A 12580-nucleotide genomic window follows, 5' to 3' on the forward strand; every position below is an offset into this window, starting at 1 on the left:
ACAAGGAGGCCGTGATGGGGCAGCTGCCCGTCGTCACGCTCGACAGCAGTCATGCGGACTGGATACGCACCGCCGGGAGGCTCGTGCCGCCGGTGCGGCATCGGATCGGGGGGCGGGAGGAGGACGGGTCCGGGGCGGTGTTCCGGGTCGTCTCGCCGCGGGACGGTACGACGCTCGCCGAGGTCACCGATGCCGGGGAGAAGGAGGTGGACCTGGCCGTCGCCGCGGCGCGGCGGGCCTTCGACTCGGGGCCCTGGCCGCGGCTCGCGCCGGCCGACCGGGGCCGCGCCCTGCTGCGGATCGCCGATCTGGTCGAGGAGCACCGCTCCGAAATCGCGGCACTGATCTCGCTGGAGAACGGCAAGCCCGTCGCCGAGTCGTACGGCATCGAACTCCGCGCCGTCGCCGGTACGTTCCGCTGGTACGGGCAGCTCGCGGACAAGCTGCACGACGAAGTGCCGCACACCGACCCCGGCGCGCTGGCGCTCGTCACGCGCGAGCCGGCGGGCGTGGTCGGCGCCGTCGTACCGTGGAACTTCCCGCTCACGCTCGCCGCCTGGAAGATCGCCCCGGCGCTCGCCGCCGGCTGCACCGCCGTGCTCAAGCCCTCCGAACTGACGCCACTCTCCGCGCTGTTGCTCGCGCGGCTCGTCGACGAGGCGCTGACGGAGGCGGGGGTGCCGCCCGGAGTGCTCAACGTCGTCGCGGGCGACGGGCCCACCGCGGGCCGCGCGCTCGGACTGCACCCGGACGTCGACGTGCTGGCCTTCACCGGCTCCACCGCCGTCGGCCGCCACTACCTGCGGTACGCGGCCGACTCCAACCTCAAGCGGGTCTGGCTGGAGCTGGGCGGCAAGTCGCCCAACATCGTGCTGCCGGACGCCCCGGACCTGGCCGCCGCCGCGGCCACCGCCGCCTGGGGGATCTTCTTCAACCAGGGCGAGATGTGCACCGCGCCGTCCCGGCTGCTCGTGCACGCCTCGGTCGCGGAGGAGGTCACCGAGGCCGTCGTCGCGCGCGCCGAAGCGCTGCGGGTCGGCGATCCGCTGGACCCGGCGACGGAGATGGGCGCGCTGGCGGGGGCGGCCCGGCTGGACGCCGTGGGACGGCACATCGACGCGGGCCGCGCGGCCGGTGCCCGGCTCCGTACCGGCGGTACGCCACTCGACCCGGCGCCCGTGTCCGGCGGTACGTACCTCCGGCCCACCGTCTTCGACCGGGTCACGCCGGACATGGCGCTCGCCCGCGAGGAGATCTTCGGCCCGGTGCTGTCGGTGTTGACCTTCGACACCGTCGAGGAGGCGGTGGCGCTGGCCAACGACACCGCGTACGGCCTCGCGGCGGGCCTGTGGACCGGCTCGCTGTCCACCGCGCACACCGTCTCGCGCGCGCTGCGCGCCGGCACGGTCTGGGTCAACTGCTACGAGGAGGGCGACCTCACCGTCCCCTTCGGCGGCTACAAGCAGTCCGGGAACGGCCGCGACAAGTCGGCGCACGCGCTGGAGAAATACACCGAACTCAAGACCACCTGGATCCAGTTGTGAACGCCGCACCCTCTGTCGGCACCAGTATCGGAGCCCGGCCGCTGATCGCGCTGCCGCAACGGTTCTCCGCCACCACGTCCGCGCTCCGCTACGAGGCCGTCGTCACCGCGCGGGCGCTGGCCGACGCCGTGCTGCGGGCCGGCGGCGAGCCGTTCATGATGCACCCGTACGCGCCCGAGGGGCGGGTGAGCGAGGCGGAGGTCGCGGGCCGGCTGGCGCGCTGCGACGGGGTGCTGCTGCCGGGCGGCGGGGACCTGACGCCGCGGCTCTACGCGGCGGCGGAAGCGCCGGTGCACGAGAGCGTGTACGACGTGGACGAGGAGCAGGACGCGTTCGACCTGGCGGTGGCCCGGCACGCCCTCGCGCGCGGCCTGCCCACGCTCGCCGTCTGCCGCGGACTGCAGGTCGTCAACGTGGCGCTGGGCGGCACGCTGCGCCAGGACATGGGCGGCCCGGACCGCGAGCACCGGCACGTGGTGCACCCCGTACGGCTGGCGGCCGGGTCGGCCGTGGCGCGAGCGACCGGCACGGAGCGGGTGGACGCGTCCTGCTACCACCACCAGTGCGTGGACCGGCTGGGCGAGGGACTGGTGGCAACCGGCCGGGCCGCCGACGGGACGATCGAGGCGCTGGAACTCCCGGGCGGTCAGGGCTGGTTCACCGCCGTCCAGTGGCACCCGGAGGACACCGCGGCGAAGGACCCGGCACAGCAGGGCCTGTTCGACGCGCTGGTGGCGGCCGCGACGCCGTGAAGGGCTACCCCCGCGCCCGCCGCCCGCTCCTCCGGGGCCTGGGGTCCGCGCCGTTCAGGAGGTCCAGGCGGCGTTGTTCGCCGTCTGTTTCCACTCGAACGACGATGCGGCGCAGGAGGTCGGCGAGTTGGCGGGCCTCGTCGTCGTTGAGGTCGTCGGTGACGAATGCCTCCTCGGCGTTGAACTGCGGGAAGATCTCCGCCATCAGCTCCTCGCCCGCCGGGGTGAGGGAGAGCAGCGCGAGCCGGCCGTCCGTCGGATGCCCGCTGCGCTCCATCAGGCCGCGGCTCTGGAGCGTACGGGCGACGCCGGTGAGCGTGCCCTTGGAGATGCCGGCCTCCTCGGCGACCCGCCGGGTCTCCATCTCGCCCCAGATCCACACCACCCACAGGACCACGAACGAGGTCCAGGTCAGCTCGGCGCCGCGCAGCACCGAGTTCTCGAAGTGCTGGCGGACCGCGGCGGCGGCCCGGTAGATGTTCCCCACCGCGGCCATCTGCGCGTGCCGGATGGGCGTGTCGCCGAGCTTGGCCTGTACCGCCTTCTCCGTGTCCCTGATGGAACGGTGACCGGTCACCACAGCATCTCCTTCGAACCCTCCTGGACCCCGGTGGTCCTGGACCCCGGCGGGCGGCGCGTCCCGCACCGGACCCGTCCGCACCCTTGCCGGGCTTCGTTTGCGGTCGTACGATCTGCGCACCCCGCTATTCGTACGGGCTCAAACGATATCGCGGTATCCCGCGACCCCGCGGCCTCCCCCACCCGCTCGCGCCCGTGCACCCGCACGCCTGCGCCGTACGCACGCGTCCCATCATCCCCGCCCCAGGAGCCCGGCATGGCCATCGACCCACGCCCTCCCGCAGCCCGCCCGGCGGACGCGGCACCGTCCGCGGCCCCGCGGCCCCGCATCGGCGTCCCCGGCATCGTCTTCTTCATCATCGCCGCCTCGGCGCCGCTCACCGTCGCCGCGGGCGGCATCCCGCAGTCCCTCGGCGTCACCGGCGTCCTCGGCATCCCGCTGCTCTACCTGCTGATCGCGCTGCTGCTGGCGGTCTTCAGCGCGGGCTACGCGGCGATGAGCCGGCACATCACCGGCGCCGGCGCCTTCTACGCCTACGCCGCGCACGGCATCGGCCGCACCGCGGGCGTCGCCGCCGCCTTCGTCGCGCTGGTCTCCTACAACGCCATGCAGGTCGGCATCGCCGGGCTCTTCGGCGCCACCACCGCCGACTTCCTGAAGGCCCGCACCGGCCTGGACGTCCCGTGGTGGGCCCTGGTGCTGGCGGCCACGGCACTGGTCGGGGCGCTCGGCTACCGGCGCATCGACGTGGGCATGAAGGTCCTCGCCGTACTCATCGTCATCGAGTCGGGGACCGTCCTCGTCTTCGACATCGCGCAGTTCGGCCACGCCCCGCAGGGCGTCTCGCTCGCCCCGCTGAGCTGGCACGCGGCCACCGACGGCGCGCTCGGCGTCGCCCTGTGCTGCATCTTCGCCGCCTTCATGGGCTTCGAGTCGGCGGCGCTCTACGGCGAGGAGTGCAAGGACCCGCGGCGCACCGTCGGCCGCGCCACCTACACCGCCGTCGCACTCATCGGCGTCTTCTACGCCGTCACGGCCTGGGCGATGATCAGCGGCGCCGGGGACGGGCACGCGGTGCGCTACGCCGCCACGCACGGCCCGGACATGATGTTCGCACTGGGCGCGGACAGCCCCGGCCCGCTCTTCTCCGACCTCGCGCAACTCTTCCTGATCACCTCCCTGATCGCCGCACTGCTCTCCTTCCACAACGCGGTGGCCCGCTACGTACGTTCCCTCGGCCGCGAAGGAGTGCTGCCGCGCGGGCTGGGTGCGCTGCACCCCCGGTACGGCTCGCCCGCGCGCGGCTCCCTCGCGCAGACCGCGGTGACGGTGGCCGTCACCGTCCTCTTCGCGCTGGCCGGGCGCGACCCGGTGGACGACGTCTTCACCTGGCTCACCAACCTCGGCGCGCTGGGCGTCATCCTGTTGCTGCTCGTCACGTCGGTGGCGGTGATCTGCTACTTCGCACGCCGGGGCAGGAGCCGTACGGACGAGGGGCGGAGCGGCAGCCGTACGGAGGAGCGGCGTGCCACCGACCGTACGGACGAGGGGCTGTGGCAGCGGCTGATCGCCCCTGCGCTCTCCGCCGTCGCGCTCGCCGTGATCTTCTACCTCGCGCTCACCAACTTCAGCGTCCAGCTGGGCGTCGGCCCCGGCAATCCGCTGCGCTGGATCCTGCCCTGCCTGGTGCTCGTGGCCGCCGTCCTGGGCACCGCCTGGGCCCGCTACCTGCGCGTCGCCCGTCCCGACGCGTACGTCGCCATCGGCACCTGCGCGACGGACGACACCCCCTGACCGACCACTGACCGACCACCCACTCTGCCCCCTTCTCCCCGTCGCCTCTTCCGAGGAGCCGCCTCATGCCCGGACAGCCCGTCTCCCGCCGTCGTCTGCTCTCCGCGACCGGCGCCGCCACGCTCGCCGGCGGGGCCGCGGCGCTGGGCCCGGCCACCGCGGCAGCGGCCGCGGCGCCACGGATCCGCCCGCTCGACGGTCCCCGCCTCGTCCTGCTCGGTACCGCGGCGGGCCCGCCCCCGGAGGCGTCCCGCCGCGGCATCGCCAGCGCCCTCGTCGTGGACGGCCGTACGTACGTGATCGACTGCGGCCGCTCGGCGGTGACGCAGTACGGGCTGGCCGGGCTGAAGCTGGCCGATCTGAAGGCGATCTTCCTGACGCATCTGCACGCCGATCACATCGCGGATTACTACAACTTCTTCCTCCTCGGCGCGCAGCTCTCCAACGACGAGGACGACCTGATCACGAAGCCGGTGGACGTGTACGGGCCCGGTCCGGCCGGTGCCCTGCCGCCCGCCTTCGACCACGACGGCGACCCGCCGGTCGTCGCCCCGCACCACCCCACGCCGGGTCTGAAGCGGCTGACGGAGAAGCAGATCGAGGCGTTCGCGTACAGCACCAACGTCTTCCTCCGGGACTCCGGCATCGCGGACCCCCGGACCCTGATCCGTACCCACGAGATCGAGCTGCCGGAGGGTACGGGCGCGCATCCGCTCGGCCCGACCGCGCCGCCGATGGAGCCTTTCGAGGTGGCGGACGACGGGACGGTGCGGGTGACGGCGATCCTGGTGGACCACGGCCCGGTGTTCCCGTCGTACGCGTTCCGGTTCGACACCGCGCACGGGTCGGTGGTCTTCTCCGGCGACACGGTGAAGCACGACAACGTCGTACGCCTCGCAAGGGGCGCCGACCTCCTCGTGCACGAGGTGATGGACGCGGACTTCTACCGCAAGGCCGGACTGCCGCCGGCGTACCTGGACCACATGCTGCAGTCACACACGGACGTCACGGAGGTCGGCCCGATCGCCGAACGGGCGGGCGTGGACACCCTCGTCCTGAGCCACATCTGCCCCGCCGACCCGAAGGCCGTCTCCTCGGCGCAGTGGCGCCGCCGCGCGGGCAAGGGCTTCTCGGGCCGCGTCGTCGCGGGCGAGGACCTCCAGCAGATACCGCTGCGGAGGCGGTAGGGCAGCGCCCCGGGGCCGTCAGCCCCCCGAGGTGTCCAGTTCCGCGTCCGCGCTCACGCCCGTGCAGTCGTACGGGTCGTTCAGCCAGCCGTCCGGGAGGACGACCTTGTTGCGGCCCGAGGTGCGGCCGCGGGGGCCGTCGGCGCCGGTGGGCCAGGGCTGGTCGAGGTCCAGTGCGGAGAGGTGGTCGGCCAGCTCGCCCAGGGAGGAGGAGACGGCCAGCTTGCGGCGCATCTCGGAGCCGACCGAGAAGCCCTTGGTGTACCAGGCCACGTGCTTGCGGAAGTCGATCACGCCGCGGGCCTCGTCGCCCAGCCACTCGCCGAGGAGGGTGGCGTGCCGGAGCATGACGTCCGCGACCTCCTTCATGGTCGGCCGGGCGTAATCCTCGGGCCGGTCCTCGAAGGCGGCGACCAGGTCGCCGAAGAGCCAGGGGCGGCCCAGGCAGCCGCGGCCGACGACGACGCCGTCGCAGCCGGTCTCGCGCATCATCCGCTTCGCGTCGTCGGCGGACCAGATGTCGCCGTTGCCGAGCACGGGGATGTCACTGATCGCGCCGACGTGCTCCTTCAGGCGGGCGATGGTGTCCCAGTCGGCGGTGCCGCTGTAGTGCTGGGCGGCGGTGCGGCCGTGCAGCGCGACGGCGGTGATGCCCTCCTCGACGGCGATCCGGCCCGCGTCGAGGTAGGTGAGGTGGTCGTCGTCGATGCCCTTGCGCATCTTGATCGTGACGGGCAGCGAGCCGGCGTTGCCGACCGCCTCGCGCAGGATGGCGCGGAGCAGGTTCCGCTTGTACGGGAGGGCCGAGCCGCCGCCCTTGCGGGTCACCTTCGGGACGGGGCAGCCGAAGTTCAGGTCGATGTGGTCGGCCAGGTCCTCTTCCGCGATCATGCGGACGGCCTTGCCGACGGTGTCCGGGTCGACGCCGTACAGCTGGATCGAGCGCGGCTTCTCGCTCGCGTCGAAGTGGATCAGCTGCATGGTCTTCTCGTTGCGCTCGACCAGCGCCCGCGTGGTGATCATCTCGCTGACGAAGAGACCCTTGCCGCCCGAGAACTCCCGGCACAGGGTCCGGAAGGGCGCGTTGGTGATCCCGGCCATCGGCGCGAGGACCACCGGGGGCTGCACAGTGTGCGGGCCGATCTGCAGCGACGACATCTGAAGCGGGTTCCTTCGACGGGTACGGATTTCGACGTACGGGGGCGGGTGCGGTCTCCCATTGTCCCGCACGTGGCGGGTGCGCCGTACGCGCGCTCCCCGGAGGGCCGGTACGGGCCGCTCCGGGAGCCCGGTACCGCTACTCGTTGTAACGTTCAACCATGCCCGAGCTCAGCCACCGGCGGCGGATGCTGGTGCTGGCGATCTGCTGCATGAGCCTGCTGATCGTCAGCCTGGACAACACCGTCCTGAACGTCGCCCTGCCCTCCCTCCGCCAGGATCTGCACGCCTCCGTGTCCGGCATGCAGTGGACGATCGACGCCTACACCCTCGTGCTGGCGTCGCTGCTGATGCTGGCCGGCTCCACGGCGGACCGGCTCGGCCGCCGCCGGGTGTTCCAGGTGGGGCTGATCGTCTTCACCCTGGGTTCGCTGCTGTGCAGTCTCGCGCCGAGCCTGTCGTGGCTGGTGGCGTTCCGGATGGTGCAGGCGGTGGGCGGCTCGATGCTCAACCCCGTGGCGATGTCGATCATCACCAACACCTTCACCGAGCCGCGCGAACGGGCCCGCGCGATCGGCGTGTGGGGCGGCGTGGTCGGCCTCAGCATGGCCGCGGGGCCGGTGGTCGGCGGGCTGCTCGTGGAGGCCGTGGACTGGCGGGCGATCTTCTGGATCAACGTCCCCATCGGGCTGCTCGCGCTCTTCCTGACCATGCGCTACGTCCCGCACTCCCGCGCGCCCCACCCGCGCCGCCCCGACCCCGTGGGCCAGGTGCTGGTCATCCTGCTGCTCGGCTCCCTGACGTACGCGATCATCGAGGCGCCCGAGTCGGGCTGGGGCTCGCCGCTGATCATGGGCTGCAGCGCGCTGGCCGTCCTGTCGCTCGCCGGGCTGATCGGGTACGAGCGGCGGCGCACCGAGCCGCTGATCGAGCTGCGCTTCTTCCGCAGCGCCCCGTTCAGCGGCGCGACCGTGATCGCCGTGAGCGCGTTCGCGGCGCTCGGCGGCTTCCTCTTCGTCAACACCCTCTACCTCCAGGACGTCCGCGGCCTCTCGGCGCTGCACGCGGGCCTGTACATGCTGCCGATGGCGGCCATGACGCTGGTCTTCGCGCCGCTGTCGGGGCGGCTGGTGGGGGCCCGCGGGCCGCGCCTGTCGCTGCTGCTGGCCGGTGCGGGGATGGTGATCAGCGGCGTCCTCTTCGCCGGCTTCCGGGCGGAGGACAGCACCCCGCTGCTCTTCACCGGGTACGTGCTCTTCGGCATCGGCTTCGGCCTGGTGAACGCGCCGATCACCAATACCGCGGTGTCCGGGATGCCGCGGGCGCAGGCCGGGGTCGCGGCGGCGGTGGCGTCCACCAGCCGCCAGGTGGGCCAGTCGCTGGGCGTGGCCGTGATCGGGGCCGTGCTGGCGAGCGGCGGCGCTGCCGCCACCACCGGCGCCTTCGCGGAGGCGAGCCGCCCGGCCTGGTGGGTCATCACCGGCTGCGGCGTGGCCGTGCTCCTCGTCGGCGCCCTGACCAGCGGAAACTGGGCCCGCGAAACGGCCCGCCGCGCCGCCCGGCAGTTGGAGGGCGCGGCGGACGGCGGTCCCGCGGCCGCGGCGGAGGCGGGCGACCGCAGCGCGGGGAAGCGGCACTGACGGGCTCGGGCCGCACGAGCAGGGAGCGGGCGGTCGGGCCGCCGTACCGGTGCCGGTGCGGCGGCCCGACCGCTGTCAGCGGTCTGTCAGTCCCGGGCAGGATCGTGGAGGTCCAGGGCGGAATCCGGGTGCGGGGAGCAGGATGATGTGGACACAGTGCATCGAGCCACGGCCGTTCGCGACGCGACGGCTCGTCTGCTTCCCGCACGCCGGGGGCTCCCCGTACTTCTTCCGTACTTGGGGCAAGGCGCTGAGCGGCTACGAGGTGCACGCGGTGTGCTATCCGGGCCGTGCCGAGCGCATCGCCGAGCCGCCGGCCGCCGACCTCGCGTCGATGGCCCGCGAGATCGCCGCGGCGATGGCCCCGTCGGCGGCCGAGCGGCCGACGTCGTTCTTCGGGCACAGCATGGGGGCGATCGTCGCCTACGAGGTGGCCTGCGCGCTGGAGGAAGCGGGCCACCCCATCGAGCATCTCTTCGCATCTGCCGCACGGGCGCCGCAGCTGCTGCGGGCGACGCCCGACACGGCCGCGGCCTGGGACGACGAGGCGATCATCGGCAAGCTGGTGGAGCTGGGCGGCACCGACGCCGAACTGCTGCACAATCCGGCCTTCGTGGACCTGGTGCTGCCCTACATCGGCGCCGACTTCCGCATGCTCGCCGGCTACGAGTCCGGGCGACGGGCTCCGCTGCGGTGCCCCGTCACCGCGCTGGTGGGGCGGGCGGACCCGCAGGTGGGCTCCGACGGGGTCGCGGCGTGGCGGGAGACGACCCGAGGGGAGTTCCGCATGCGGACGCTCCCCGGGGACCACTTCTACCTGGCCGCCGAGCCGCCCTTCGACATCATCGAAGCGGCCGCCGGGGAGCAGTGAGCTGCTGCTCCCGGTACATCTCGGCCAGCAGGAAGGCCAGGTCGAGCGACTGGGTGTGGTTCAGGCGGGGGTCGCAGGCCGTCTCGTAGCGGTGGTGCAGGTCCTCGGCCAGTACGGCGTTGCCGCCGCCGACGCACTCGGTCACGTCGTCGCCGGTGAGCTCGACGTGCACCCCGCCGGGATGCGTACCCAGGGCCCGGTGCACCTCCATGAAACCGCGGACCTCGTCGAGGATCGCGTCGAAGCGGCGGGTCTTGTGACCGCTGGGCGCGGTGATGGTGTTGCCGTGCATCGGATCGCTGACCCAGCAGACCGTGGCACCCTCGGCGGTGACCTTCTCCACGAGGACGGGGAGCACGTCGCGGACCCGGTCGGCGCCGGCGCGGACCACGAAAGTCAGCCGGCCCGGTTCGCGGCACGGGTCGAGCCGGTCGATGAGACCGAGGGCGGTGTCCGGGGTGGTGGCCGGGCCGAGTTTGACGGCGATGGGGTTGTCGATGGTCGAGAAGTACTCGACGTGCGCGCCCTTCAGGTCCCGGGTCCGCTCACCGATCCACAGCAGGTGGCCGCTGGTGGCGTAGGTCCGCCCGGACTCCGGCTCGGTGCGGGTCAGCGCCGCCTCGTAGTCGAGCAGGAGGCCTTCGTGTCCGACGTAGAACTCGGCGGTGCCCAGTTCGCCGGTGTCGACGCCGCAGGCCTGCATGAAGGCGAGGCTGCGGTCGATCTCGCGAGCGAGCGCCTCGTAGCGCTCGCCGGCCCGCGAGTCGGCGACGAAGCCGCGGTTCCAGTCGTGCACCTGCCGCAGGTCGGCGAAGCCGCCGGTGGTGAGGGCGCGGACCAGGTTGAGCGTCATCACGGAGCTCTCGTACATCCGCCGCATGCGCCGCGGGTCGGGGCGGCGGGCCTCGGCCGTGAAGGCCACGGCGTTCACCGCGTCGCCGCGGTAGGAGGGCAGCTCGCGGCCGTCCCGGCGCTCGACCGGGCTGGAGCGGGGCTTGGCGTACTGGCCCGCCATCCGGCCGACCTTGACGACGGGCAGGGCGGTCGCGTGGGTGAGCACCACCGCCATCTGCAGCAGCGTCTTGAGCTTGCCGCGGATCGCGTCGGCGGTCACCCGGTCGAAGGTTTCGGCGCAGTCACCGCCCTGGAGGAGTACGGCCTCCCCGCGGGCGACGGCGGCCATCCGGCGGCGCAGCGCGTCGCATTCGTCGGCGAAGACCAGCGGCGGTGCGTCGGCCAGCCATCCGGTCACCGCGCGCACCTCCGCGCCGTCGGGCCAGTCCGGTTGCTGTGCCGCCGGGAATTCCCTCCAGGAATGGGTGACAGAATTCTGCATTGCGGTTCCCCCTTCGCTATTTGCGAGCGCCGACGCGCTGCCGGTCGGCGGACCACCGGCCGCCGAAATGGAGCGGGGCGGTAAGGCTCAGCTCAATGCACCCGGCGGACGCGGGTCAAGGAATTCTGGCGTGGTCCGTACGCGGGACGGGGAATTGGTCCGCCGCGGAAATCGGGACCGTGCCGCGCACACCTCCGGGTGGCCCGGGCCGGCGCGCCGCTCACCTGAGAAGCCGGGCCTCCCCCAGCGCGCGCACGGCCTCCGCCAGTCCGGAGCGCGGCAGATGGGCGTGGCCGACGACCAGAGCGGGCCGGTCCCGCCGCGGGCGCACCTGGAAGGCCGCGCCGCCGCGCACCAGGACGGAGCGGCGCAGCGCCCCGGCCACCAGCGCCGCCTCGTCGACGTGCCGGGGCAGCCGTACGTACGCGTGCAGCCCCGCGGCGCGGCCGACGACCTCGGCGCCCGGCAGGTGTTTGCGGACCGCTTCCACCAGCGTGTCGCGGCGGCTGCGGCACTGGGAGTTGAGCCGGCGCAGGTGGCGGTCGAAGAGCCCGCTGCGCAGCATCTCTGCGAAGGCCAGCTGAGTGAGGCTCTCGGTGCCCAGGTCGTGCCGGGCGCGGGCTCTCAGCAGGCGGTCGAGCAGCTCGGCGGGTGCGGCCAGCCAGCCCAGACGCAGGCCGGGCGCGAGCGCCTTGCTGGCGGTGCCGGCGTACACCACGTGCTCGGGGGCGAGGCGCTGCAGGGCCAGCGGGCGGGTGCCGCGCTCGTACCAGAGGCCGCCGTCGTAGTCGTCCTCGATGATCAGGCCGCCGGTGTCGCGGGCCCAGCGGACCAGCGCCTCGCGGCGGCGCGCCGACAGGGTGACGCCGGTGGGGAACTGATGGGCGGGGGTGACCAGCACGGCCCGCGCCCCGGAGACGGCCAGCGCCGCGACGTCGATGCCCTCGTCGTCGACGGGCACCGGGACGGTGTGCAGGCCGCTCTCCCGGACGAACTGCCGCTGCCCCGGGTGCCCGGGGTCCTCGATGGCGAGGGCGTTCACCCCCTCCTCCCGCAGGACCGTGCAGAGCAGCCCGAGCGCCTGGGCGAACCCTGCCACCACCATCACCTGCTCGGCGGCGGCCCGCACCCCGCGCGCCCGCCCCAGGTAGCGGGCGAGTTCGATGCGCAGTCCCGGCTCGCCGGCCAGCGGCGGGTAGTCGTGGTCCGCGGGGGCGGCCGACTGCAGGACGCGCTGGTAGCAGCCGAGCCACTCGCGGCGCGGGAAGGCGGGGACGTTGTGCCCTCCGGTGCGCAGGTCCCAGCGGGCGGCCGGCACCTGCCCCTCGTCGAGCAGGGCGGGCACGACGGGCTGGGTGGCCAGGTGGCCGACGACGCGGGTGCCGGCGCCCTGCGTCGCCTCCAGGTATCCCTCGGCGACCAGCTGTCCGTACGCCTCGACGACGACGCTGCGCGAGACGTCCAGGTCGTCGGCGAGCCGGCGGCTGGCGGGCAGCCGGGTACCCGGCTGCAGAATGCCGTCCGCAATTTCCCTCTTGATGAAGCGCTGGATCTGGGCGGTCAGGGAGAGTTCGGAATCCCTGACCACTTCGACGGCCATATGGAGGGCCACACGCTTTCTCCTTCCGAATTGGACCGTACAGCTCTGCTTGCATTGGTCTGGAACGCGGCCGCGCCGCTTCGCACACTGAACGGAGTCACAGCCCGTGGTGCCGCCC

The 12580-nt window shown here is 73.2% G+C and carries 10 protein-coding genes; 6 read left to right on the forward strand and 4 right to left on the reverse strand.

Annotation, left to right across the window (positions count from 1 at the left end):
- The first annotated feature begins 14 nt into the window (after positions 1-14).
- Positions 15-1544, forward strand: coding sequence for an aldehyde dehydrogenase (locus ABZ840_RS11915; protein WP_361557255.1), 1530 nt, complete (start codon positions 15-17; stop codon positions 1542-1544).
- Positions 1541-2296: a gamma-glutamyl-gamma-aminobutyrate hydrolase family protein gene (locus ABZ840_RS11920; protein WP_361557258.1), complete on the forward strand. Its 756-nt coding sequence runs from the start codon at positions 1541-1543 to the stop codon at positions 2294-2296. Before ABZ840_RS11915 ends, ABZ840_RS11920 begins: the two co-directional genes overlap by 4 nt.
- A 4-nt stretch (positions 2297-2300) precedes the next feature.
- On the opposite strand, the gene ABZ840_RS11925 is transcribed toward ABZ840_RS11920, so the two are convergent.
- A complete protein-coding gene (locus tag ABZ840_RS11925; protein ID WP_361557261.1) occupies positions 2301-2873 on the reverse strand; it encodes a MarR family winged helix-turn-helix transcriptional regulator in 573 nt (190 codons plus the stop codon).
- A 258-nt stretch (positions 2874-3131) separates the two neighbouring features.
- Between ABZ840_RS11925 and ABZ840_RS11930 the strand changes: the two genes are divergently transcribed.
- Both ABZ840_RS11930 and ABZ840_RS11935 read left to right on the forward strand, forming a co-directional pair.
- The gene (locus ABZ840_RS11930; protein ID WP_361557264.1) at positions 3132-4670 is read left to right on the forward strand and encodes an APC family permease; all 1539 of its coding nucleotides are present in this window, start codon (positions 3132-3134) and stop codon (positions 4668-4670) included.
- Positions 4671-4735: 65 nt separating this feature from the next.
- A complete protein-coding gene (locus tag ABZ840_RS11935) occupies positions 4736-5857 on the forward strand; it encodes an MBL fold metallo-hydrolase (protein ID WP_361557267.1) in 1122 nt (373 codons plus the stop codon).
- Positions 5858-5875: 18 nt separating this feature from the next.
- On the opposite strand, the gene dusB is transcribed toward ABZ840_RS11935, so the two are convergent.
- A complete protein-coding gene (gene dusB / locus ABZ840_RS11940) occupies positions 5876-7015 on the reverse strand; it encodes a tRNA dihydrouridine synthase DusB (RefSeq protein WP_361557269.1) in 1140 nt (379 codons plus the stop codon).
- Positions 7016-7176: 161 nt separating this feature from the next.
- Between dusB and ABZ840_RS11945 the strand changes: the two genes are divergently transcribed.
- Positions 7177-8655 carry an MFS transporter gene (locus ABZ840_RS11945; RefSeq protein ID WP_361557272.1) on the forward strand — a complete coding sequence of 493 codons (1479 nt, stop codon included), beginning with the start codon at positions 7177-7179 and terminating at the stop codon, positions 8653-8655.
- A gap of 142 nt (positions 8656-8797) precedes the next feature.
- The gene (locus ABZ840_RS11950) at positions 8798-9526 is read left to right on the forward strand and encodes an alpha/beta fold hydrolase (RefSeq protein ID WP_361557275.1); all 729 of its coding nucleotides are present in this window, start codon (positions 8798-8800) and stop codon (positions 9524-9526) included.
- On the opposite strand, the gene ABZ840_RS11955 is transcribed toward ABZ840_RS11950, so the two are convergent.
- Together ABZ840_RS11955 and ABZ840_RS11960 are read right to left on the reverse strand one after the other, a co-directional pair.
- Positions 9498-10862 (reverse strand): class II 3-deoxy-7-phosphoheptulonate synthase, encoded by a 1365-nt coding sequence (locus ABZ840_RS11955; RefSeq protein WP_361557278.1) that lies wholly within the window; start codon positions 10860-10862, stop codon positions 9498-9500. The two genes, ABZ840_RS11950 and ABZ840_RS11955, sit on opposite strands and share 29 nt — an antisense overlap.
- 220 nt (positions 10863-11082) lie before the next feature.
- Entirely contained in the window at positions 11083-12474 is a 1392-nt protein-coding gene (locus ABZ840_RS11960; protein WP_361557281.1) for a PLP-dependent aminotransferase family protein, read from the reverse strand.
- Positions 12475-12580 lie beyond the last annotated feature (106 nt).

This window comes from Streptomyces sp. NPDC047117, from assembly GCF_040643545.1.
GTDB lineage: Bacteria > Actinomycetota > Actinomycetes > Streptomycetales > Streptomycetaceae > Streptomyces.

Bases quoted from the DNA above. Each gene is read 5' to 3' on its own strand.
- ABZ840_RS11915 (WP_361557255.1), top strand. From the start codon at position 15: ATGGGGCAGCTGCCCGTCGTCACGCTCGACAGCAGTCATGCGGACTGG.
- ABZ840_RS11930 (WP_361557264.1), top strand. From the start codon at position 3,132: ATGGCCATCGACCCACGCCCTCCCGCAGCCCGCCCGGCGGACGCGGCA.
- ABZ840_RS11935 (WP_361557267.1), top strand. From the start codon at position 4,736: ATGCCCGGACAGCCCGTCTCCCGCCGTCGTCTGCTCTCCGCGACCGGC.
- dusB (WP_361557269.1), bottom strand. From the start codon at position 7,015: ATGTCGTCGCTGCAGATCGGCCCGCACACTGTGCAGCCCCCGGTGGTC.
- ABZ840_RS11945 (WP_361557272.1), top strand. From the start codon at position 7,177: ATGCCCGAGCTCAGCCACCGGCGGCGGATGCTGGTGCTGGCGATCTGC.
- ABZ840_RS11950 (WP_361557275.1), top strand. From the start codon at position 8,798: ATGATGTGGACACAGTGCATCGAGCCACGGCCGTTCGCGACGCGACGG.
- ABZ840_RS11955 (WP_361557278.1), bottom strand. From the start codon at position 10,862: ATGCAGAATTCTGTCACCCATTCCTGGAGGGAATTCCCGGCGGCACAG.